This window comes from Pseudomonas sp. 43mfcvi1.1, assembly GCF_900115935.1.
In the GTDB taxonomy this organism is placed as follows: domain Bacteria; phylum Pseudomonadota; class Gammaproteobacteria; order Pseudomonadales; family Pseudomonadaceae; genus Aquipseudomonas; species Aquipseudomonas bijieensis.
In genome coordinates this window covers 548640-570898 of the sequence record NZ_UETT01000002.1, presented here as the reverse complement: position 1 = coordinate 570898, position 22259 = coordinate 548640, and the positions used below count along the sequence as shown (strand labels likewise).

At 63.2% G+C, this 22259-nt stretch carries 23 protein-coding genes; 11 read left to right on the top strand and 12 right to left on the bottom strand.

The annotated features are described in order from the left end of the window. The first annotated feature begins 65 nt into the window (after positions 1-65). On the top strand, positions 66-1019 hold the full coding sequence (locus DTP52_RS05930) for an adenosine deaminase (protein ID WP_109752310.1): 954 nt from the start codon (positions 66-68) through the stop codon (positions 1017-1019). 119 nt (positions 1020-1138) lie between these two features. Here DTP52_RS05930 and DTP52_RS05920 read toward each other — a convergent pair whose 3' ends face one another. From DTP52_RS05920 to DTP52_RS05910, 3 genes are all read right to left on the bottom strand, one after another. Continuing rightward, positions 1139-2521, bottom strand: a complete 1383-nt coding sequence (locus tag DTP52_RS05920; protein WP_109752306.1) for an MFS transporter — start codon at positions 2519-2521, stop codon at positions 1139-1141. 111 nt (positions 2522-2632) lie between these two features. Beyond that, on the bottom strand, positions 2633-3367 hold the full coding sequence (locus tag DTP52_RS05915; RefSeq protein WP_109752305.1) for a helix-turn-helix transcriptional regulator: 735 nt from the start codon (positions 3365-3367) through the stop codon (positions 2633-2635). Between the two features lie 141 nt (positions 3368-3508). Continuing rightward, positions 3509-4438 (bottom strand): LysR family transcriptional regulator, encoded by a 930-nt coding sequence (locus tag DTP52_RS05910; protein ID WP_109752303.1) that lies wholly within the window; start codon positions 4436-4438, stop codon positions 3509-3511. A gap of 113 nt (positions 4439-4551) precedes the next feature. Between DTP52_RS05910 and DTP52_RS05905 the strand changes: the two genes are divergently transcribed. Beyond that, positions 4552-5565 (top strand): zinc-binding alcohol dehydrogenase family protein, encoded by a 1014-nt coding sequence (locus tag DTP52_RS05905; protein WP_109752301.1) that lies wholly within the window; start codon positions 4552-4554, stop codon positions 5563-5565. 221 nt (positions 5566-5786) lie between these two features. Beyond that, complete coding sequence (locus DTP52_RS31165) at positions 5787-5960, top strand: hypothetical protein (RefSeq protein WP_162893890.1); 174 nt, start codon at positions 5787-5789, stop codon at positions 5958-5960. A gap of 1 nt (position 5961) precedes the next feature. On the opposite strand, the gene DTP52_RS05900 is transcribed toward DTP52_RS31165, so the two are convergent. After that, positions 5962-7164: a multidrug effflux MFS transporter gene (locus DTP52_RS05900; protein WP_109752300.1), complete on the bottom strand. Its 1203-nt coding sequence runs from the start codon at positions 7162-7164 to the stop codon at positions 5962-5964. Positions 7165-7259: 95 nt separating this feature from the next. Beyond that, positions 7260-7457, bottom strand: a complete 198-nt coding sequence (locus DTP52_RS05895; RefSeq protein WP_109752298.1) for a heavy-metal-associated domain-containing protein — start codon at positions 7455-7457, stop codon at positions 7260-7262. A gap of 147 nt (positions 7458-7604) precedes the next feature. Here DTP52_RS05895 and DTP52_RS05890 point away from each other — a divergent pair, with 147 nt between their 5' ends. The 3 genes from DTP52_RS05890 to cueR all read left to right on the top strand — a co-directional run bounded on the left by DTP52_RS05890 (position 7605) and on the right by cueR (position 11006). Beyond that, positions 7605-7988 carry a hypothetical protein gene (locus tag DTP52_RS05890; RefSeq protein WP_109752296.1) on the top strand — a complete coding sequence of 128 codons (384 nt, stop codon included), beginning with the start codon at positions 7605-7607 and terminating at the stop codon, positions 7986-7988. 226 nt (positions 7989-8214) lie between these two features. Continuing rightward, positions 8215-10608 carry a heavy metal translocating P-type ATPase gene (locus DTP52_RS05885; protein WP_109752294.1) on the top strand — a complete coding sequence of 798 codons (2394 nt, stop codon included), beginning with the start codon at positions 8215-8217 and terminating at the stop codon, positions 10606-10608. After that, positions 10605-11006, top strand: a complete 402-nt coding sequence (gene cueR, locus DTP52_RS05880; RefSeq protein WP_109752292.1) for a Cu(I)-responsive transcriptional regulator — start codon at positions 10605-10607, stop codon at positions 11004-11006. Before DTP52_RS05885 ends, cueR begins: the two co-directional genes overlap by 4 nt. A 79-nt stretch (positions 11007-11085) precedes the next feature. On the opposite strand, the gene DTP52_RS05875 is transcribed toward cueR, so the two are convergent. Together DTP52_RS05875 and DTP52_RS05870 are read right to left on the bottom strand one after the other, a co-directional pair. Beyond that, positions 11086-11979 carry a PA4780 family RIO1-like protein kinase gene (locus DTP52_RS05875; RefSeq protein WP_109752290.1) on the bottom strand — a complete coding sequence of 298 codons (894 nt, stop codon included), beginning with the start codon at positions 11977-11979 and terminating at the stop codon, positions 11086-11088. A gap of 239 nt (positions 11980-12218) precedes the next feature. After that, entirely contained in the window at positions 12219-13010 is a 792-nt protein-coding gene (locus DTP52_RS05870; RefSeq protein WP_109752288.1) for a helix-turn-helix transcriptional regulator, read from the bottom strand. A 79-nt stretch (positions 13011-13089) separates the two neighbouring features. Between DTP52_RS05870 and DTP52_RS05865 the strand changes: the two genes are divergently transcribed. After that, positions 13090-14118: a bile acid:sodium symporter family protein gene (locus DTP52_RS05865; RefSeq protein ID WP_109752286.1), complete on the top strand. Its 1029-nt coding sequence runs from the start codon at positions 13090-13092 to the stop codon at positions 14116-14118. On the opposite strand, the gene DTP52_RS05860 is transcribed toward DTP52_RS05865, so the two are convergent. Then, positions 14105-15382, bottom strand: a complete 1278-nt coding sequence (locus DTP52_RS05860; RefSeq protein WP_109752284.1) for an acetyl-CoA C-acetyltransferase — start codon at positions 15380-15382, stop codon at positions 14105-14107. The genes DTP52_RS05865 and DTP52_RS05860 overlap by 14 nt on opposite strands. Positions 15383-15528: 146 nt before the next feature. Here DTP52_RS05860 and DTP52_RS05855 point away from each other — a divergent pair, with 146 nt between their 5' ends. Together DTP52_RS05855 and DTP52_RS05850 are read left to right on the top strand one after the other, a co-directional pair. Further along, on the top strand, positions 15529-16881 hold the full coding sequence (locus DTP52_RS05855; RefSeq protein ID WP_109752282.1) for a 3-oxoacyl-ACP reductase: 1353 nt from the start codon (positions 15529-15531) through the stop codon (positions 16879-16881). A gap of 2 nt (positions 16882-16883) precedes the next feature. After that, positions 16884-17738, top strand: a complete 855-nt coding sequence (locus DTP52_RS05850; RefSeq protein ID WP_109752280.1) for a MaoC family dehydratase — start codon at positions 16884-16886, stop codon at positions 17736-17738. 209 nt (positions 17739-17947) lie between these two features. On the opposite strand, the gene DTP52_RS05845 is transcribed toward DTP52_RS05850, so the two are convergent. From DTP52_RS05845 to DTP52_RS05830, 4 genes are read right to left on the bottom strand one after another with little or no spacing between them, the layout of a single operon-like run. Next, the gene (locus tag DTP52_RS05845) at positions 17948-18505 is read right to left on the bottom strand and encodes a DUF4136 domain-containing protein (protein ID WP_109752278.1); all 558 of its coding nucleotides are present in this window, start codon (positions 18503-18505) and stop codon (positions 17948-17950) included. Positions 18506-18525: 20 nt separating this feature from the next. Then, positions 18526-19143, bottom strand: a complete 618-nt coding sequence (locus DTP52_RS05840; protein WP_109752276.1) for a DUF4136 domain-containing protein — start codon at positions 19141-19143, stop codon at positions 18526-18528. Between the two features lie 25 nt (positions 19144-19168). Beyond that, on the bottom strand, positions 19169-19918 hold the full coding sequence (locus tag DTP52_RS05835; RefSeq protein WP_109752274.1) for a methyltransferase: 750 nt from the start codon (positions 19916-19918) through the stop codon (positions 19169-19171). Next, positions 19915-20220, bottom strand: a complete 306-nt coding sequence (locus DTP52_RS05830) for a MazG-like family protein (protein ID WP_003186192.1) — start codon at positions 20218-20220, stop codon at positions 19915-19917. The genes DTP52_RS05835 and DTP52_RS05830 overlap by 4 nt, the downstream gene beginning before the upstream one ends. 164 nt (positions 20221-20384) lie before the next feature. On the opposite strand from DTP52_RS05830, the gene DTP52_RS05825 reads away from it, so the two are divergent. Then, positions 20385-20678: a hypothetical protein gene (locus tag DTP52_RS05825; protein ID WP_003197447.1), complete on the top strand. Its 294-nt coding sequence runs from the start codon at positions 20385-20387 to the stop codon at positions 20676-20678. Between the two features lie 230 nt (positions 20679-20908). Continuing rightward, the gene (locus DTP52_RS05820; protein ID WP_109752273.1) at positions 20909-22258 is read left to right on the top strand and encodes an MATE family efflux transporter; all 1350 of its coding nucleotides are present in this window, start codon (positions 20909-20911) and stop codon (positions 22256-22258) included. Position 22259 lies beyond the last annotated feature (1 nt).

The following is a 22259-nucleotide window of genomic DNA, read 5'->3' as shown; positions in this document are numbered from 1 at the left end:
TTTACCAGACATTGCGGCCAGCCCCTGTAGAATGCCCGCCATCGATTCGCTGATGAGAAAAGACCATGTACGACTGGCTGAACGCCCTGCCCAAGGCTGAACTGCACCTGCACCTGGAGGGTTCGCTGGAGCCCGAGCTGCTGTTCGCCCTGGCCGAACGCAACAAGATCGCCCTGCCGTGGAGCGACGTCGACACCCTGCGCAAGGCCTATGCCTTCAACAATCTGCAGGAATTTCTCGACCTCTATTACCAAGGCGCCGATGTGCTGCGCACGTCCCAGGACTTCTACGACCTGACCTGGGCCTACCTGCTGCGTTGCAAGGCGCAGAACGTGATCCACACCGAACCGTTCTTCGACCCGCAGACCCACACCGACCGTGGCGTGCCGTTCGAAGTGGTGCTCAACGGCATCGCCGCCGCCCTCAAGGACGGTGAGCAGCAACTGGGTATCACCAGCGGTTTGATCCTGAGCTTCTTGCGTCACTTGAGCGAAGAACAAGCCGAGAAAACCCTCGACCAGGCGCTGCCGTTCCGCGATGCCTTCGTGGCCGTGGGCCTGGACAGTTCGGAAATGGGTCACCCACCGAGCAAGTTCCAGCGCGTATTCGACCGGGCGCGCAACGAAGGCTTCCTGACCGTCGCCCACGCCGGTGAAGAAGGTCCGCCCGAATACATCTGGGAAGCCCTCGACCTGCTGAAAATCCAGCGCATCGACCACGGCGTGCGGGCCATCGAAGATGAGCGACTGATGCAGCGGATCATCGACGAGCAGATTCCGCTGACCGTCTGCCCGTTGTCCAACACCAAGCTGTGCGTGTTCGACGACATGTCGCAGCACAACATCCTCGACATGCTTGAGCGCGGTGTGAAGGTGACAGTGAACTCTGATGACCCTGCGTACTTCGGCGGCTACGTTACCGAGAACTTCCACGCGCTATACACCCACCTGGGCATGACACAGGACCAGGCCAAGCGCTTGGCGCAGAACAGCCTGGATGCGCGGCTAGTAAAACCCTAAGACTCGTGATGAACCCTTGTGGGAGCGAGCCTGCTCGCGATAGCGGTATGACACTCAACATTGATGTCGACTGACTCATCGCCATCGCGAGCAGGCTCGCTCCCACAAGGGGTTGGTGTTTAACCGGCCACCGTGCCCTCACTCAACTCCTCCAACGTCCTGCCCCGCGTCTCCATCCCGAACAACCAGACCACCCCCGCCGCCACGGCGAAGCACAGCGCGCCGAGGGCGAACACACCGCCCTGCCCAGTGATGGGGAATACCAACCCGGTCACCAGCGGACCGAGCAAAGAGCCGATGCGACCGACCGCCGAAGCAAACCCCGATCCCGTGGCTCGGGCCGAAGTCGGGTACAGCTCCGGCGTGTAGGTGTAGAGCACCGCCCACATGCCGAACAGGAAAAACTGCATCAGCAGCCCGGTGCCGATCAGCAGGCCGACGTTGCCGCCAAACACCGCGCTCTGCCCATACAGAAACGCCATCGCCCCGCCGCCCAGCAACGTGATGATGCACACCGGCTTGCGCCCCCAGCGCTCCACCAGCCAGGCCGCCATCAGGAAACCAGGAATCCCGCCCAGGGAAATCAACACGGTGTAGTACACCGACTGGGTCACGGCGAACCCCGACTGCTGCAGCAGCGCACTGAGCCAGGACGTCAGGCCATAGAAACCGAGCAAGGCAAAGAACCAGACGCTCCAGATCATCATCGTGCGCTGGCGATACAGCGGCGACCAGATCTGCGCCAGGGCCGAAAAGAAATTGCCCGGCGTGCTCTCGACCCTCGGCAAACGGATTGGATCCGGCAGGTTCTGCTGCCCCAGCGAGGCTCGGACCTTGTCTTCGATTCGCTTGAGCACCGTGTCCGCTTCGTCACCTCGACCGGCCTGTTCGAGCCAGCGCGGCGACTCGGGAATGAAGAAGCGAATCGCCAGGACAAACACCGCCGGCACCGCCAGTACCAGGAAGATGTCGCGCCAGCCGATCACCGGCAGCAGGAAATACGACAGCACCCCCGCCGCCACGAAACCCAGCGGCCAGAAACCATCCATCAAGGCGATGTAGCGGCCACGACGCTTGGCCGGGATCAGCTCCGAGAGCATCGACTGGGCAATCGGAAACTCCATGCCCATGCCGATCCCCAGCAGGATGCGAAACAGCGTCAAGGTCTCGATGTCCTGGGCCGTGGAGCACAGGTAGCTGGCAATGCCCCACAACACGATGCTCCACTGGAACACCGGTTTACGCCCGAAACGATCGGCGAGCATGCCCGACAGTGACGCCCCCACCACCATGCCGAAGAAGCTGGAACTGGCGAGCAAACCGGCCTGGGCGCTGCTCAGGCCGAACTCGGCTTTGATCGATCCCAACAGGAACGTCATCATCGCCAGGTCCATGGAGTCGAAGAAAAACGCCAAGGCGATGATAATGAAGATGACCCGGTGATAACCGCTGATGGGTAACCGTTCCAGGCGTTCCGCCGCGCTGTAGCCGTGAGTGTCCATGCCGCCTCCCCAATCCGATAATTCCCCGGACTGAGTGTGCGCGAACCCTGCTGGTGGCTATTGCTGAATACGACCTGTCGACAGCCCTGAGCGACGCATCGGGAACGTTCCCTAGATCGCCATCTCCACGGTGTCCTGCCGGGCGAACCGGTGGATTTCCTGCTGGCCGAGCGTCGTCACCTGCAGCGCTCGCGAATCGTTGGGCAAGCTCAGCCATCCCGACTGCATGAACAGTTGCAGCAAGGCCGCCCCCAGCGCGCCCCCCAGGTGCGGACGACGCTCGCTCCAGTCCGGGCAGGCGCAGGCGACACGGGCGTTGCGATGGGCCAGGGCCTGGATGAACAGGCCACGCTCGGCCAGTTGATTGGCGCCCTTGTGGGTGACGATCACCCGTTGTTCGAACTGCTCGATCCACCCGGCGTCCAGCAGACGTTGGTAGAGCTCGGCCGCCAGGGTTCCTCCCAGGTGGTCGTCGCAAAGCCTGGCCCGCATCAACGAAGCGGGGGCCGATGGGGCCTTGGTCGGCATGACCCTGCGCCTGAACACGTCCGGAATCTGCCGTGGCGTACTGACCAGCGTCGCGCTGGCCAGCGCTTCGACGGCAGCGCCGATTTCAGGCGCTGCCAGACGGAAAAACCGCTTGCGGCCCCGGGCTTCGATTTTCAACAGGCCACCGGCGGAAAGGCGTCCCAGATGTGCGTTGGCCGAGGACGGCGACAACCCGGCGAGCAACGCCAACTCGTCGGCCTGTCGGGCCGTGCCGTCCATCAAGGCCCACATCATTGCGCTGCGCTTGGGGTCAGCCAGCAACGTGGCGATCTGGCTGATGCAAGGTGCATGTTCCATGTATTCACTCCCTGTTGAATCATTCGTCTACTGCTCTGGCGCAGCCGGTCGCTAGTATAAGCGCGGCGATCGAGCTTTCCTGTCCTCCGGAAACCTTTGGAGGCGATTGTTCATGAGGGAAAAGTCTCTATTTGCCCGCGACTAATGGCCGGCCCCTGTCGAGAATGGAAATCGGGCCGTCAACTGGCCGCAGCGGGCCTGGAGCATGTCCCGCAAAAGGTTGATGGGCTTGCTCAATTGCGCCCGATGGGCGCACAGCAGATTGAGGGGCGCGCGTTCGCATTGCAGGTGCGGCAAGAGGATTTTCAAGCGCCCGGCCAGCACGTCGGTGGACACATCCAGCCACGATTTGTAGGCAATCCCGGCACCCGCCACCGCCCAGCGTCGCACCACATCGGCGTCGTCACTGAAGCGGTCGCCACTGACGGTGAGGCTCACCTCCCGTTTGCCATCATGAAAGCCCCATCGGTCATGGACCCGGCTGCCCAGCATGTACAACAGGCAGTTGTGCTGGGCCAGTTGCTCCAGTTGATGGGGTTCACCCCGACGAGCCAGATAGTCTGGCGATGCGCACAACACCCGGCGGTTATCAGCGGCAATGGGCAGGGCGACCAGGCTCGAATCTTCCGGTTCGCCATAACGCAAGGCAATGTCCACCGGCTGCTTGAACAGATCGGCAATGCGATCGCCCAGCAACAGCCGCACCGTCAGCCCGGGATGCTCGCGCTGGAACGCATCCAGCCAGGGCAGCAGCAGGTTGCGTCCCAGGTCCGACGGTGCGGACAACTGCAACACCCCGCTGACCTGGTCCTGGCCGCTGGTCAATAACCGCCGGCCTTCATCGAGACTGCTCAACGCGGCACGGGCATATTCGAGAAAGCCCTCCCCTTCGGCCGTCAGGCGCAGGCTACGGGTGGAACGGGCCAACAGCCGCGCGCCGAGGTGCTGCTCGATGCGTTTCAACGCGGCACTGGCCACCGCCGCCGACAGGTCCATGACCCTGGCCGCAGCCGAGAGGCTGCCCAGGTCTGCCGCCCGGACAAACAATTGCAAGTCATCGAAGCGAAGCATGACGGCCCCATTATCAAAAAATTATTGAAAGAGCCTGTTCTTTTAGCCGGTTTTATCTCGGTGATAAATAGCTAAACATGGCCTCCATCGAACTCACCTAACGGAGCCGCTTCATGAAAGCCATTGCCTACTACCACTCGTTGCCCATTACCGATCCACAATCGCTCCAGGACGTCGAGCTGCCGGAACCGGTCGCCGGCCCCAGGGACCTGCTGGTAGAGGTCAAGGCCATCTCGGTCAACCCGGTGGACACCAAGGTCCGTCAGAACGTCCAGCCCGAAGGCGGCGTAGCCAAGGTGCTGGGCTGGGACGTGGCCGGCGTGGTCAAGGCGGTGGGCAGCGAGGTTACGCTGTTCAAGGCCGGGGACAAGGTGTTCTACGCCGGCTCCATCGCCCGGGCCGGCGGTAACAGTGAATTGCACGTGGTGGATGAGCGCATCGTCGGCCACATGCCCAAGACCCTTGGCTTCGCCGAAGCAGCGGCGCTGCCGCTGACGGCGATTACCGCCTGGGAGTTGTTGTTCGAGCGCCTGCAAATCCAGGAAGGCCAGGGCGACCAGGGCCAGAGCCTGTTGATCGTCGGCGCGGCGGGAGGCGTGGGTTCGATCCTGACGCAACTGGCCAGCCAACTCACAGGGCTGAAGGTGATTGGTACCGCGTCCCGCGCGCAGACCCAGGATTGGGTGCGCAGCCTGGGTGCCGACCTGGTGATCGACCATAGCCAGCCACTGAGTAAGGTATTGAAAGAAGCGGACCAGCCCCAGGTGACCCACGTCGCCAGCCTGACCCAGACCGACCAGCATCTGGATGAACTCGTCGAAGCCCTTGCGCCCCAAGGCAAACTGGCGCTGATCGACGATCCCAAGGCACTGGACGTGACCAAGCTCAAGCGCAAGAGCCTGTCGTTGCATTGGGAATTCATGTACACCCGCTCACTGTTCGAGACAGCCGACATGCTTGAACAGCACAAGCTGCTCAACCGCGTGGCCGCCCTGATCGATGCCGGCACGCTGAAGACCACCGTCGGCGAGCATTTCGGCACCATCAACGCCGAGAACCTGCGCCGGGCCCATGCCTTGCTCGAAAGCGGGAAGTCCAAGGGCAAGATTGTGCTCGAAGGCTTCTGACCAGGGCTGAGAGCCAGGCTCTTGTGGGGGCAAAGCTTGCTGCGATAGAGGTAGCGCGGTTCTCTATAGGACCGCGTCATCGTTTATCGCGAGCAAGCTTTGCTCCTACAAGAAAAATCCCGTGCCGTCAGTCTGAGAATTGACTCTTGTCACAATTGCGATCGCATTCGGGTCTACACTCGAGGCCTTTGCAACGTAATCTTTTCGTGAGGAGGTCAGCAATGAAGATCCTGATAAAAGAAGTGGCAAAATCCCAATGGCAAGTGCGTCTTGACCAGCACGTCGTCACCTTCCGTACCGAGGCCGAAGCCCAGGCTTTCGCCACGACCTTGCAAGCGCGGATCCACGCGCCCCATCACTTCCCCGAACAACAACAGCAACGCGCGGCCGGCTGAATCAGCCCTCGCGACTGGCCTGGGCCAGTGCCCGGGCATTTTGCAGGCGACGGGTCAGCATCGCTGCACCCACCACCAACAGCCCGCAAAGGCTGATGACCAGCGCCATCGGCACGGCGGTGCCGTCATGCAGCGCCGCCACCAACGCGGCGGCCCCGGCGGCCACAGAAAACTGCAGGCATCCCAGCATCGCCGAAGCGCTACCGGCGCGGGCGCCCTGCCCGCTCATGGCGCAAGCCGACGCGTTGGGAAGGATGCAACCCAGGCTGGCGATGCAGATGAACAGCGGGACCAGCAGCGGCCACAACTGCACAGGCTGCAATGAACTGACCGCCAACAGGCTCAGGCCGGCGCCCAGGTAGACCCATACCGCGCGGGTCAGCAGGAACGCCGGGCCGCGCTTGGACAGCAGCCGGGCGTTGACCTGGGCAACCAGGATGAAGCCCGCCGCGTTGGTGCCGAACAGCCAACCGAAATGCTCGGCCGGGACACCGTAGAGCTTGATGAAGACGAAAGGCGAACCGGCGATGTAGGCAAACATCCCAGCGATGGCGATGCCCCCCGTCAGCGCATGGCCAAGGTAGACGGCGTCGGTCAATAACCGGCCATATTGGCGCAACGCCCCCGACAAGGGTTGCCGAGGCACATAGTCCGGCAAGCTTTCCGGCAGCCACAAGGCCACTGCCGTCGACGCCAATGCGCTGAACACGGTCAGCGCAATGAAGATCGACTGCCAGCCATGCAGGTTTACCAGCAACCCGCCCAGCATCGGCGCGAGAATCGGCGCCAGGCCCATCACCAGCATCAACTGCGAAAACACCTTGGCCGAACCCACCGCGTCGCATTTATCGCTGACCACCGCCCGGGAAATCACCATCCCGGCGCATCCGCCCAGGGCCTGGATGAAGCGGGCGCCGATCAGCCATTCCAGGCTCGGCGCATAAGCGCAGGCCAGTGAGGCCAGGGTGAACAAGCCGACGCCCGTCAGCAGCGGAATGCGCCGCCCGAATCGATCCGCCACCGGCCCGTAGGCCAGTTGCCCGATGGATAAGCCGAGGAAATAAGCCGCCAGGGTCAGTTGGATGTGCTTTTCGTCAGTACCGAAGGCCGAGGCCATCGCCGGAAAGGCCGGCAGGTAGAAGTCGATCGCCAAGGGACCGAAAGCGCTCAAGGCGCCAAGAATCAGAATGGTACGGAGGTTCATCGGGCGTCCAGCTCAGGCGTCGTTCGACAGCCCGACAGTCTAGCCGGGCCGGGCGCTCTTGAACATTCCGATAGGTCGCTAACGATTAAAAAATTTCAAGAGACACTGACCTCATAGCCCTCCTCCTTGATGGCCGCGATCACGGCATCGGCCGGCAACGAACTCTGTACCTGGACGGTCCTGGTGCCCAGGTCCACGTGCACGTCGGCCGCCGGATCCTTGGCCTGGACCGCCTGGGTGATGGCCTTGACGCAATGACCGCAAGACATGCCCTGGACATTGAAAGTTTGCATGAGATGACTCCTTTGGTTGAGGTTGCCGATAGCTTCAAGCTTGCCATCATGACAAGGTCAAGTTCTGACAAAAACTGCCGGGCTGGCAATCGGCATCGCGCTCAGCCAAGCTGCACACATCAAGGATTTCACACCGGAGGTTCAGCCATGCGCTGGTCAGCGTTCAGCCTGTTTTGCATGCTCGGTTTTTCAGCGGTGGCGCCCCAGGCATCGGCCGCCGGCGAAGACTATGGCGTGCTGATCATTTCTCGCGAGCGCCTGGAAGTGGCGACCTCATGCGAAATCGGCATCTACATCCAGGATCAGCTCTCGGCCAGGCTGTTCCAGGAGCAAAGCACCTCCTTCAACCTGCCCCCAGGCCAGTTTTCCTTGCGCCTGAAATTGCTGCCGGGACAGGCGCCGGGTTGCAACCCGGGCATGCTCGCGCCTGGGTCGCAGAACATCACCCTCAAGGCCGGTGACATCTTGAAGTTCCGCATCGCCATGACCCAGGAAGGTATGTACCTCAAGCAGGCTGGGCTCGGTTACTGACACGCCACTTCCCCACCGTGTGAGCGAGCTTTGTGGGAGCAAGGCTTGCCCACGATGAAAGCACCACGGATTTGCGGATGACCGCAGCGCCTGGATCGCGAGCAAGCTTTGCTCCCACAAAACCAGCTCCCATATCAGAGATGCGTTCAAGCTTTTCGATTGGCGCTTGACCTTGCCAGCATGGCAAGGTTGATCCTGTAGGCATTCACTACAGGGAGCCTGACCGATGTCCGAATCCACCACGTTCGATCTACCGATTGCCGGCATGACCTGCGCCAGTTGCGCCGGGCGGGTCGAGCGGGCCTTGAGCAAAGTCACCGGGGCCAGCGCCGTCAGCGTCAACCTGGCTACTGAAGTGGCGCGCGTGCAGGCTCCTGGAGACAGCCTGCCAGCCTTGATGCAGGCCGTCGAACAGGCGGGCTATAGCGTTCCCGTGCAAACCCTGGAGTTGAACATCGAAGGGATGACCTGCGCCTCCTGCGTCGGCCGGGTCGAACGGGCCCTGGGCAAGGTCGACGGCGTGAACAGTGTCAGTGTCAACCTTGCCAACGAGCGCGCCCACCTCGAACTGCTCGGCCAGGTGAATCCACAAACCCTGATCGATGCGGTCAAGCGCGCCGGCTATGACGCCACTGTCTGGCAGGCCGAGCAGCCCGTTGATACGCAGGTCAATCGCCTGAACCGTGAACGCCTGGTACTGGTGCTGGCGATCCTGCTGTCCGTGCCGCTGGTGTTGCCCATGCTGCTGCAGCCGTTCGGCGTGCATTGGATGCTCCCGGCCTGGGTGCAATTCGCCCTGGCGACGCCGGTGCAATTCATCTTCGGCGCGCGCTTTTATGTCGCCGCCTTCAAGGCCGTGCGTGCCGGGGCCGGGAACATGGACCTGCTGGTCGCCCTGGGCACCAGCGCCGGCTACGGCTTGAGCCTTTATGAATGGGTGATCGCCCGTCCCGGCAGCATGCCGCACCTGTATTTCGAGGCCTCGGCCGTAGTGATTGCCCTGGTCTTGCTGGGCAAATACTTGGAAAGCCGCGCCAAACGCCAGACCGCCAGCGCCATCCGCGCCCTCGAAGCCTTGCGACCGGAGCGGGCGATCCAGGTGATCGATGGCCAGGAGCGGGACGTTGCCATCAGTGCACTGCGCTTGAATGACCTGGTCCTGGTCAAGCCCGGCGAACGCTTCCCGGTGGACGGCGAAGTGCTGGAAGGCCAGAGCCACGCCGACGAAGCGCTGATCAGCGGCGAGAGCCTGCCGGTCCCCAAACAGCCCGGCGACAAAGTCACCGGCGGCGCCATCAACGGCGAAGGCCGGCTGCTGGTACGCACGCAAGCCCTGGGCACCGAAACCGTCCTGGCGCGCATCATCCGCCTGGTGGAGGACGCCCAGGCGGCCAAGGCCCCGATCCAGAAACTGGTGGATAAAGTCAGCCAGGTTTTCGTTCCGGTCGTGCTGGTGCTGGCCCTGGCGACATTGATCGGCTGGTGGCTGTACGGCGCGCCACTGGAAACCGCGCTGATCAACGCAGTCGCCGTGCTGGTGATCGCCTGCCCCTGCGCCCTGGGCCTGGCGACGCCCACGGCGATCATGGCCGGCACCGGCGTGGCCGCGCGCCACGGGATCCTGATCAAGGACGCCGAGGCCCTGGAACGCGCCCATGAGGTCAAGACCGTAGTGTTCGACAAGACCGGCACCCTGACCTCCGGTACGCCACGCATCGCCCACTTGACGGCCCTGGAGGGTGATGAAGATGCGCTGCTGAAAATGGCCGGCGCGCTGCAACGCGGCAGTGAGCACCCTCTCGCCAAAGCCGTGTTGGATACCTGCGCCGAGCGCGGCCTGGACGTGCCGGATATCAGCGACAGCCAGGCCCTGGCCGGACGCGGTATCGCCGGCAGCCTCGGCGGGCGGCGCCTGGCCCTGGGCAATCGGCGCCTGCTGGACGAACTGGGCCTGCACCCCGGCTCGCTGGCCGAATCGGCCCAGGCTTGGGAAACCGAAGGCCGCACGTTGTCTTGGCTGATCGAGCAAGGCGCGGCGCCTCGGGTGTTGGGCCTGTTCGCCTTCGGTGACACCCTCAAGCCCGGCGCCCTCGCCGCCGTACAAGCCTTGAATGAACAGCACATCGCCAGCCACCTGCTCACCGGCGACAACCAGGGCAGCGCCCGGGTGGTAGCCCAGGCACTGGGGATCTCCAATGTCCATGCCGAGGTATTGCCCGCGGATAAATCCGCCATCGTCCAGCAATTGAAGCGCGACTCGGTGGTAGCGATGGTGGGCGACGGCATCAACGACGCCCCAGCCCTGGCCGCCGCCGACATCGGCATTGCCATGGGCGGCGGCACCGACGTAGCGATGCACGCCGCGGGCATTACCCTCATGCGCGGCGATCCGCGACTGGTGCCGGCGGCACTGGACATCAGCCGCAAGACCTACGCCAAGATCCGCCAAAACCTGTTCTGGGCGTTCGTCTATAACCTGATCGGTATTCCCCTGGCGGCGTTCGGCTTGCTCAACCCGGTGCTGGCCGGCGCGGCCATGGCCCTGTCGAGCGTCAGCGTGGTGAGCAATGCGTTACTGTTGAAGTTCTGGACACCCCAGCACCTGGAGGACAAGCGATGAACATCGGCCAAGCGGCCCGCCAGAGCGGCCTGAGCGCGAAGATGATCCGTTATTACGAATCCATCGGCCTGCTCAAGGCCGCCCATCGCACCGACAGCGGCTACCGTATCTATGGCACCGACGATCTGCACACCCTGGCGTTCATCAAGCGCTCCCGGGACTTGGGGTTTTCCCTGGAAGAGGTCGGCAAACTGCTGACCCTCTGGCAAGACCGTCAACGCGCCAGCGCCGACGTCAAGGCCCTGGCCCGGCAACACATCGACGAACTGAACCAGAAAATCCGCGAACTGGCCGAACTGCGCGACACCTTGCAAGACCTGGTAGAGCACTGCCACGGCGACCACCGCCCGGATTGTCCGATCCTCAAGGAACTGGCGTCGGGGTGTTGCAAGAATTGATGCCCACCGCCCCCATGTGGGGTTGAGGGTTTTGGCAGGCACAAGAAACCCGGCCATGGCCGGGTTTCTGGTCAACCGATCACTGCATCCAGGGCGGAGGCGGTTCTTCGGTCTTGCCGGGCGGGGCATCGTCGGCGGCGCGTACGGCCTGGCGACGTTCCTCATCCAGGCGCGCGGCCTCGATCTCGCGCATGATCCCGCCGACATCCGCCAGTTCTTCCGGCTCGTCGAACTCGCCGGTCAGCAGGCTGGCCGGGTGCAAGGTACCGGCTTCATACAGCGCCCACATTTCCTTCGCGTACTTGGTGCGCTTGAGCTCCGGGGCAAACCGGCCGAAGTAGGAGGCCATGTTGCCCACGTCCCGCTCCAGCATGCTGAAAGCATGGTTGTTACCGGCAGCGTCCACCGCTTGCGGCAGGTCGATGATCACAGGTCCCGTCGGCGTGAGCAGGACGTTGAACTCGGACAGGTCGCCGTGCACCAGACCGGTACACAACATCAGCACGATCTGGGAAATCAGATAAGCGTGATATTCACGGGCCTGGTCCGGCTCCAGTACCACATCGTTCAGACGCGGCGCGGCATCGCCATACTCGTCGGCAACCAGTTCCATCAGCAGCACGCCTTCAAGGAAGTCGTACGGCTTGGGCACGCGTACACCGGCGCTAGCCAAGCGGAACAGCGCCGCCACTTCGGCGTTCTGCCAGGCGTCTTCGGTTTCCTTGCGCCCGAACTTCGAGCCCTTGGCCATGGCCCGGGCCTGGCGGCTATTGCGGACCTTGCGGCCTTCCTGGTATTCGGCCGCCTGACGAAAACTTCGCTTGTTCGCCTCCTTGTAGACCTTCGCGCAACGTAGCTCGTTGCCGCAGCGCACCACATAAACAGCTGCTTCTTTACCACTCATGAGTGGGCGCAGCACCTCGTCGACCAGACCGTCCTCGATCAGGGGTTCAATGCGTTTTGGAGTCTTCATCAGCTTTTATTGTGGGTCCTTTATTACCAAACACGCGAATGACAGTCGTTATACGGCAATCCTTCCTCCACGGGGAGGGGTTGCCGACCTATGAACCTGCAATGCACACAATGTGCCGGATTAATCGACCGAGCCGAATCATAGCCGAGACCGGACTTGGCGTTGCCCATTGAATGCACGGGTATTTGCGACAAGAGCTGACAGCCGTGCCTACCGTTGGTTGTAGGCAGTGCGACGACTCAATGCTTGAACAGTTCCCCCGGCGTAAAGCCGAACATTCCCTTGAACGCGGCAATGAACGCCGATGTTGAGTCATACCCACAGGACAACGCGGCGCTGGTGACGCTGTCGCCCTTCTCCAGCGATCCCAGGGACGACAACAAGCGCATGCGTTGGCGCCAGGCGCGAAAGCTCAGGCCGGTCTCGCGCTGGAACAGGCGCATCAGGGTTTTTTCCGACGTACCCAAGCGTTCGGCCCAGGCTTGCAGGGTGACGTTCTGCTCCGGCTGTTCGATCAACTCGTTACACAATCCCAGCAAACGGGCATGCCTAGGCAGCGGCAGGGAGAAGCCCACTTCCGGCAGGGTTGCCAGTTGATCCAGCAACACCTGCACCAGCCGTTCTTCCTGCGTATCGCCCTGTGGGTAATCGACCGGAAGCTGGCAGAACACCTTGATCAACTCACGGGCCAGTGGCGTGACTTCCAGGACCCGACAGCGTTCGTCGGCCCATGGGCAGGCGTGGCGATGCACGTACAGGCTGCGCATTTCCGCCCGGGTGGAGGTGACGACATGGTGCTCCAGGTCGGCCGGGATCCAGATGCCCCGTTGTGGCGGGGCAAAGAAGCTGCCCGCGGCGGTGTGTACACCGAGGACGCCGCTGATGGCGTAGGAAAACTGCACCCAGTCATGCCGATGGGCTTGCGTCCAGGAACCGGCACTCAAGCTTTCGACACGGGCATAAAGCGGCCTGGGCAATTGCACCAGGTCGGGAATGCGGCGTTCTAGCTGTTGGTGTCCGTTAGGCGGCATTGATTGGCCTTATGTCGCAAGACGACTAGTAGGGACGACGTTAGGCTAAGTCGACTTTTCTTACAACTTGCGGTGCCCTATGCACATCTTCAGACACCTCAAACGCATGGCGACCGACTGGTTCCTGTGCGGCATGTTGCTCGCCACGCTGCTGGCGTACTTCTTTCCAACCTTTGGCGCCACGGGCGGGGCCATGCATGCCGAATGGGTGGTCAACATCGGCATCTTCGTGGTGTTCTTCCTGCACGGAGTCAACCTGTCCGGCGAACAGATCCGCCACGGCTTGAAGAACATCCGGCTGCACGTGATGGTGCAGGGCTTCACGTTTGGCGTATTTCCGTTGCTCTGGCTGCTCAGCAACTGGCTCCTGGGCAGCCATGTGCCGGCGCTGCTGATGCTGGGGTTCTTCTACCTGTGCGCCCTGCCCTCGACCATTTCTTCCTCGGTGGCCCTGACCGGCAGTGCCGGCGGTAACGTGCCAGCGGCGATTCTCAATGCGAGCCTGTCCAGTGTAATGGGGGTTGTCCTGACGCCATTGCTGGTCAGTTTCGTGGTCGGCAGCGGTGCCGGTGGCATCGACCTGGGTTCGACCTTGCTCGACCTGTGCATGATGTTGCTGCTGCCGCTGGTGCTGGGGCAGTTCCTGCGGCGTTGGCTGGCCGGTTTTTTCGGTCGGTACAAACGCTACACCAGCGTCATCGACAAGCTGGTGATCCTGTTGCTGGTCTACGCGGCGTTCTGCAATTCGATGGTGTCGGGGATCTGGCAGCAGCAGGGCCACGGCGTGTTGCTCAGCGCCGTGATTGGCAGTGCCGTGCTGCTGGCGATCATCTTGTGGGCGACCACCCGCACCGCCCGAGCCCTGGGATTCAACAGTGCCGATGAAGTTGCCGCCGTGTTCTGTGCCAGCAAGAAATCCCTCGCCGCCGGGGTGCCGATGGCGGCGTTGATTTTCGGCAACCATCCCGGCCTGGGGCTGATCCTGCTGCCGATCATGATCTATCACCCGCTGCAGTTGATCGTCTGCTCGATCCTGGCCGAGCGCTACGCCAGCCGTCACCGGGAACTGGCGTCTGGCCAGAACGGCGTCCTCCTCAACGCTCGATAATCGCCGTCACGCCCTGGCCGGCGGCGGCGCAGATGGAAATCAACCCACGACCTCGCCCGGCCGCATCCAGCAACTTGGCGAGGTTGGCGACAATTCGCCCGCCCGTGGCGGCAAACGGGTGCCCGGCGGCCAGGGAACTGCCCTTGACGTTCAACCGGCTGCGGTCGATGGCCCCCAGCGGCGCGTCGAGGCCCAGGCGGGTCTTGCAGTAGTCCGGGTCTTCCCAGGCCTTCAGCGTGCATAACACTTGGGCGGCGAACGCTTCGTGGATTTCGTAGTAATCGAAGTCCTGCAAGGTCAAGCCGTTGCGCGCCAGCAAGCGCGGCACGGCATAGACCGGAGCCATCAGCAGCCCTTCGGCGCCATTGACGAAATCCACCGCCGCCGTTTCACCGTCGCGCAGGTACGCCAGGATCGGCAAGCCCCGGGCCTTGGCCCACTCTTCACTGCCCAGCAGCACCAACGAGGCGCCATCGGTCAGTGGCGTGGAATTGCCCGCGGTCATCGTGCCCTTGGCGCTTTTTTCGAAGGCGGGCTTGAGGGAGGCGAGTTTTTCCAGGGTCAGGTCCGGGCGCAGGTTGTTGTCCCGGGTCAGGCCGAGAAACGGTGTCATCAGATCGTTCTGCCAGCCTTCGGCGTAGGACGCGGCCAATTTCTGATGGCTTTCCAAGGCCAACTGGTCTTGCGCTTCCCGGGGGATCTGCCAGGTCTGGGCCATCAATTCGCAGTGCTCGCCCATGCTCAGGCCGGTGCGCGGCTCGTTGATGCGCGGTAAGTCCGGCAGCAAGTGCTGGGGGCGCAATTGCAGGAAGACTTTGATTTTCTCGGCAGTGGTCTTGGCGCGATTGGCTTGCAGCAAGATCCTGCGCAACCCTTCATTGACCGCGATCGGCGCATCCGACGTGGTGTCGACGCCGCCGGCAATGCCGCTGTCGATCTGGCCCAGGGCGATTTTGTTGGCCACCAGCAGCACCGTCTCCAGCCCGGTGCCACAGGCCTGTTGCACGTCATAGGCCGGCGTCATCGGTGACAGCCGCGAACCGAGCACGCATTCGCGGGTCATGTTCATATCCCGGGAGTGCTTGAGCACCGCTCCGGCGGCCACTTCGCCGATGTGCAAGCCATGCAGGTCGTAGCGCTCGATCAGCCCCTCGAGGGCAGCCGTCAACATCGCCTTGTTGCTGGCGGTGGCATAGGCGCCGTTGGAACGGGCAAAGGGAATGCGGTTACCACCGATGATCGCGACGCGACGTAGCTGTGCCATGAAGAACTCCCCGTGTAAGTCTGAAGGCGCCAAAGGGCCTGAAAAAGACACTGTTCCTGCCCAAGCTTAGGCTTTATCTGGCCGATCGAACGACTGATTGCCAATCATGGTCCACACTTGGAACCTCATCAGCCGGAGTGTGTTCCATGTCTGACCGTTATATCGACTTCGCCAATTCGCCCATTGGCCGGCGCATGGTCGGGTCCCTCGGCCTGCCATCGCCGGTACGCCTGGAACGCTGGCAGGCCGGGCGACTGCGGCCGATCGAAGGCGCATTGCTGCTGGGCGGCGGGCCGTTGATCGAACAGATCGGCACGTTTGCCAAGCGCCTGACCGACAGCATTTTCATCTACGGCGGCGAGCCGACCCTGGCCACCGAGTGGATCCCCGGCCATGGCCCGAAAATCAAGGCGGTGGTGTACGACGCCAGCCATTTGCTGCAGGCCGACCAGCTCAAGCAGCTGCGGGAATTTTTCCAGCCACTGATGAAAAACCTCGATCACAGCGCCCATGTCGTCATCCTCGGTCGCGCGCCAGAGCGTCTTGCCGACCCGTTCGCCGCCAGTGCCCAGCGGGCGTTGGAGGGTTTCAGCCGTTCCCTGGCCAAAGAGCTGCGCCACGGTGGGACGCTGCAACTGCTGTACGTCGGCGACGGCGCCGAAGCCCAGTTGGAAGGTGCACTGCGGTTTTTCCTGTCGCCCAAGAGCGCCTTCATCTCCGGGCAGGTCATTCGCCTCAACGCCTGTGACACCCAGGTCCAGGACTGGACCCGACCGCTGACCGGGCTCAAGGCACTGGTCACCGGTGCCGCCCGCGGGATCGGCGCTTCCATCGCCGAAACCCTGGCCCGTGATGGCGCCGACGTGATCCTGCTGGACGTGCCGCAGGCCAAGACCGACCTCGACGCCCTGGCCGCACGCTTGAGCGGGCGCAGCGTCACGCTGGATATCTGCGCCCAGGACGCCGCCGCGCAACTGATCGAGCACCTCCCCGACGGCATCGACATCGTGGTGCACAACGCTGGCATCACTCGGGACAAGACCCTCGCCAACATGACCCCGGAATTCTGGGACGCGGTGCTGGCAGTCAACCTCAATGCCCCGCAAGTGCTGACCAAGGCCCTGCTCGACAGCGGCACCCTGCGCGACAACGGCCGGGTCGTTCTGCTGGCCTCCATCAGCGGCATTGCCGGCAACCGTGGGCAAACCAACTATGCAGCGAGCAAGGCCGGGCTGATCGGCCTGGCCCAGGCCTGGGCGCCGCTGCTGCAACCAAGGGGCATCAGCATCAATGCCGTGGCGCCGGGTTTCATTGAAACACGCATGACCGCCGAGATTCCCTTCGCCTTGCGCGAAGCCGGGCGGCGCATGAGTTCCCTGGGCCAGGGCGGCCTGCCCCAGGATGTCGCCGAAGCCGTGGCCTGGCTCGCGCAACCGGGCACAGGCGCGGTGACAGGACAGGCCCTGCGGGTATGCGGGCAAAGCCTTTTGGGAGCATGAGCATGACGATCCAATGGCATGAGGTCAGCAGCCCGCCATCCATGTCCGGGCTCTATTCAAAAGCGGCGACACGGCGCAAGGTCACTGGAACGACCTTGCCCGAGAAAGGCTTGCGCCAGGTGCTTCAGGTCGACCCGCAACGCCTGGCGGCCTATCGCAAAGTGTGCGGTTTCGTCGATAACGGACTGCTGCCGCCGACCTATCCCCACGTTTTGGCATTTGCCCTGCAGATGCAATTGCTTACGGATCGGGACTTTCCATTTCCGCTGTTGGGGCTGATCCACCTGAGCAACCGCATCCGTGTATTGCGGCCCATGGGCGGGGTCGGCCAGGTGCGGGCCAGCGTCAATGTCGAGAACCTGCAGGCCCACCCCAAGGGCGCGGTATTCGACCTGGTGACCGGCCTCGATGATCAACTGGGGCCGCTGTGGGAGGCCCGCAGCCAGATGCTTTGCAAAGGTGTCCAGCTCGACGGAGCACTCGTGGAGGATTCACCGCAGGCCAGTCGGCCCTTGATCGAAGTCACCCGCTGGACGGCACCGGCCGACATCGGCCGGCAATATGCCAAGGTGTCCGGCGACTACAACCCGATCCACCTGAGCGGCCTCAGTGCCCGCTTGTTCGGCTTCCCCACTGCCATCGCCCATGGCCTGTGGAACAAGGCCAGGACTCTTGCAGCGTTGGACGATCACTTGCCCGAGGCCAACATCGAGATCGATGTGACCTTCAAGAAACCGGTACGCCTGCCCAGCGAGGTGACGCTGCTGGCGAGTGCGGCGGGGTCCAGTGGGCAACTGCAACTGGTGGGGGCTGGGGGGTTGGAGCATATGGTAGGAGAGTGGCGGCCGGTGACCTGAGCAGGTCGATGGTGTTCACAGCGAATTCCTGTGGGAGCGAGCCTGCTCGCGATAGCGGTGGATCAGCTTGCCCCAGGGTTGAATGGGCCGCCGTCATCGCGAGCAGGCTCGCTCCCACAGTTTTGTTCCGGGGTGTTCACGGGTCGAGTGTTCGCCACAAAATCCTTGTGGGAGCGAGCCTGCTCGCCTCCATCTTGAATGCACCCTGGTCAGCGCGGTGGATAGTTGGCCAGAATCCGCCCCACTGTCTCGCGCACGGCCGTGTTGCGGTCCGTCGGGTTGGGAGAGTTGCTGAGCAGTTGTTCGTCGCTGCCACGCCACACCAGCTTGCCATCCTTGCCATCGAGCAGGTCGATCTGCACGGTGGCGACCTTGTAGCTGATGTTGCGGGTTTCGTTGTACATCGGCCCACCCCAATAGCCATTCCAAGGGCCGCCCCAACCGCCGCCATAGTTGGTCGTGACCTGCTGCTGGCGATCCTCGACGATCAAATAGGTCTGGACCAGCACATCGCCGCGCCCGCCAGCCGCAGCCGGGCGCAGGCCGCGTTGATCGAGTTGATCGGTAACCGCCTGGCGGATTCGCTGCTCGGTCAGGTCGCTCTTGATGCGTGGGTCATCAGGGCGATATTGCAGCGCCGGCTCTTTCCAGCTCCAGCTGCGGTACGCCGCGAAATCGCGGCTGGTGTCGAAGTCATGATTGACCTGGTTAGAGGCACAAGCGCCCAACAGCAGGGTGAAGGCCAGTAGAGCAAGACGGCGAAACATGGTTTTTCTCCGTTGAGCAATCAACTTGGGGGATACGCCGACAGGGCTTTTTCCACCGCTTCGCGAATGGCGTCGGTGCGCTCGCTCTGGCTGCCACGCTGGCCGGTCTCGGCGCTGGCGCTCCACACCGGCTGCCCGGTGCGGGCATCGAACAGGTCCACCCGAACCACCACGACCTGCTCCTGATACGTGCGCACCATCGGCACCGGATGGTACATGCCATACCCCGGACCATAGCGGTCATAACGGTTATAGCCGCCGTAGTAACCGGCATCGTAGTCGTCCCGGACCTGGCGTACGCGGGTCTCCAGGCGCAGGTCGGCGCTGACGAACAAGTCGGCGGGCCGGTTGTCATGCAGCGGGCGCAGGCCACGCTGGTCCAGGGCATTGCTCACCGCTTCGGCCACCTGGGCCGAATCCGCCCAGGCGGTACCCGAGGGCAGGCGCCCGTCGCGCCAGGCCCAACTGCGATAGCGCCCATAATCACGGGGTGGCGCCGGGTAGGCGCTGCGATCGAACACCGTGGCGGCCTCGGGCGGCGCCGGTGGCAGCGGGTTGGAAGTGGCGACATAGGGGTTGCTGCCCTGGCAGGCCACCAGCCCCAGGCACAGCACCAACAACCCTGAACGACCTTTCATTTCGCTCTCCGATTGCCCCCTCCGATCAGAGGGGACGGCAGATCCAGTGCAGGTAACGTCCCAACCCGGCAAACGCCGGGTGGCGACGGTGGGCCAGCTCCATTTCCAGCAACTGTGCAAGCTCCACGCGGCCCTGGAATTCCACCGGCATGTAGTCATGGAAAACCCGCACGCCACTCTGGCTTTCGACCTGCCACAGGCCTTCAAGTTGCGCCGCCAATGCTCGCGGATCAAGGGGTTGTTGCGGCGTCAGGCTCTGTTTTTCGCCGGCCATGTCGTTCTTGCGCAACTTGCGGAAATGCCCCTTGAGCAAATTGCGATAGACCAGCGCATCACGGTTGTAGAACGCCAGGGACAGCCAACCGCCAGGCGCCGTGAGTTGATGCAGCACCGGCAGGATCGCGTGGGGCTCGGCCAGCCACTCCAGCACCGCGTGACACAGCACCAGGTCGTACGGTTCAGTGAGCTGGCCGAGCAGGTCCTGCCACGGCGCCTGGATGAACGTGGCGCTCTGGCCCGCATCGGCAAAGCGCTGGCGGGCGCCTTCGAGCATGGGCTCGGCCGGCTCGGCCAGGGTCACCTGGTGGCCACGCTCGGCCAGCCACAACGACATATGGCCCAGGCCAGCGCCGATATCCAGCACCCGCAGCGGACGTTGGGGCAAGGTTTCCAGCAGATCGGCCTGAAGCACCGCCAGACGGATCGCGCCCTTGGCCCCACCATAGATTTTTTCCGCAAAGCGCGTGGCGAGTTGATCGAAATGCCGGTCGCTCATTGGCCGAACCGCCGCTCGCTGTCGGCCAGTTTGCTGCGCACCACGGCGTCCATGTCCAGGCCCAGCTCGCTGCACAGCAGCAACAGGTACAACACGATGTCACCGACCTCCTGCCCGGCGTGGGCCAGTTTGTCCGCCGGCAACTGGCGCGACTGGTCCTCGGTCAGCCACTGGAAAATTTCCACCAGTTCGGCCATTTCCACACTGGCGGCCATGGCGAGGTTTTTCGGGCTGTGGAATTGCCGCCAGTCGTTACGGTCACGAATGGCATGCAGGCGTTCGGTCAGTTCAACAAGGTTCATCGGGTTCTCCTGAATACGCATAGCTTCAGGGGGATGACCGGGGAAGGCAAGAGTCTCGGTAGGAAGCGACGGTTTACCCCATAATCGAACCAACTCGGCCGCCACAGCTCCTACAATCAGGAGCCAACGGCTCGGCTCAAACTCCCTCCCATCAGGATGCACATATGCAGGTAGAAAGCTTTTTCGAATGGCTCGGCCAGGCACTCGGTTCGGTGATCCGGTTCATCGTCGACCTGCTCAGCGGTCTCTTCAACACCCTGGCCAATGCCGGCGGCAACTTCGTCGATGGGCTGTCACGCACCCTGGGCATGGACACCTCGATCATCAGCATCATCGCGCTGATCCTCGGGCTGATGCTGCTGTACTCGGCCATCCGCGCCTTCATGCGGGCCTCGATCGTCATGGGCATCATCTGGCTGGTGCTGGGGTTGTGGCTGTTGAGTTGGATCATTCACTAAGGCTGGGATCGATACTGCGCCAGCCCCCTTGTGGCGAGGATGCTCTGTGGGAGCAAAGCTTGCCCGCGATGAATATGACGCGGTTTCCCAGGGAACCGAGGCGCCTGGATCGCGAGCAAGCTTTGCTCCCACAGAATGGGGATAAATCCCCTCGCCACAAGGAGTCCAGGATCCCCTGGAGAACGATCAGACCATAACCCGCTACAATCGCGCTCCATCAAGGAGCCCGCATGTCCAACCTGATCACCGACTGGCGCGACCGCCTGACCCATCGTCGGGTCTGGGCGCTGGCTGCGCCGATGATTCTCTCCAACATTTCCGTGCCGCTGGTGGCGCTGGTGGACAGCACCGTCATCGGCCATTTGCCCCATGCTCATCAGTTGGGCGCGGTGGCGGTCGGGGCGAGTCTGTATACGGTGTTGGCCTGGGCCATGGGTTTCTTGCGAATGGGCACCACCGGGTTCGCCGCCCAGGCCGCCGGGCGTGGTGACGGCGCGGCATTGCGGCAAGTGTTACTGCAAGGCCTGCTGTTGGCGATGGGGCTGGCGGTGCTGCTCGGTGCCGTCGGCGTGCCATTGAGCGACGTGGCGTTACACTTCATGCAGCCGTCCGCCGAGCTCAACCAATTGACCCGTGACTTCTTCCACACCCGGCTCTTCGGCTTGCCGGCGGCGCTGGCCAGCTATGCGCTGGTGGGCTGGTTTCTCGGTGCCCAGAATGCCCGGGCGCCGTTGGCGATCCTGCTGGTGACCAACCTGGTCAACATCGCCCTGAACCTGTGGTTCGTGATCGGCCTGGACTGGGGTGTGACCGGCTCGGCCCGGGCCTCGGTAATCGCCGAGTGGACCGGCGCGCTGGTCGGCCTGGCGCTGGCCCGCCACACACTGCGCGCCTGGCCCGGACAGGTGGCCTGGGCCGCCCTGGGACTGTGGCAGAACTGGCGCCCGCTGCTGGCCGTGAACCGGGACATTTTCATTCGCAGCCTGGCGCTGCAAGCGGTGTTTTTCCTCATCACCGTGCAAGGCGCGCGCCTGGGGGATGCGACCGTGGCGGCCAATGCCTTGCTGCTCAACGGCCTGTTGCTGACAGCCCATGCCCTGGACGGCCTGGCCCATGCCGTCGAAGCGCTGTGCGGCCATGCCATTGGCGCCCGCGACCGCCTGGCACTGCGCCGCTCGCTGGTGGTGGCGTGTGGCTGGTCGCTGATTGCAAGCCTGGGCTTCGCATTGCTGTTCCTGCTCGCCGGCCACCTGTTCATCGACATGCAGACCAACATCCCCGACGTGCGCGATACCGCTTACCGCTACTTGCCTTACCTCGCGGCCCTGCCACTCATTGCGGTCTGGAGTTACTTGCTCGACGGGCTGTTCATCGGCGCCACCCGCGCCCGGGAAATGCGCAACGGCATGCTGCTGACATTGCTGCTGGTGCTGCCAATCGCTTGGGCGCTGCGAGGGTTGGGCAACCATGGGTTGTGGATCACCTTCCTGCTGTTCATGGCCTTGCGCAGCCTGACCCTCGGCGCTTTCGCCTGGCGCTTGCAGCGACACGACCGCTGGCTCGGCGCGTCAGCCCAGTAAC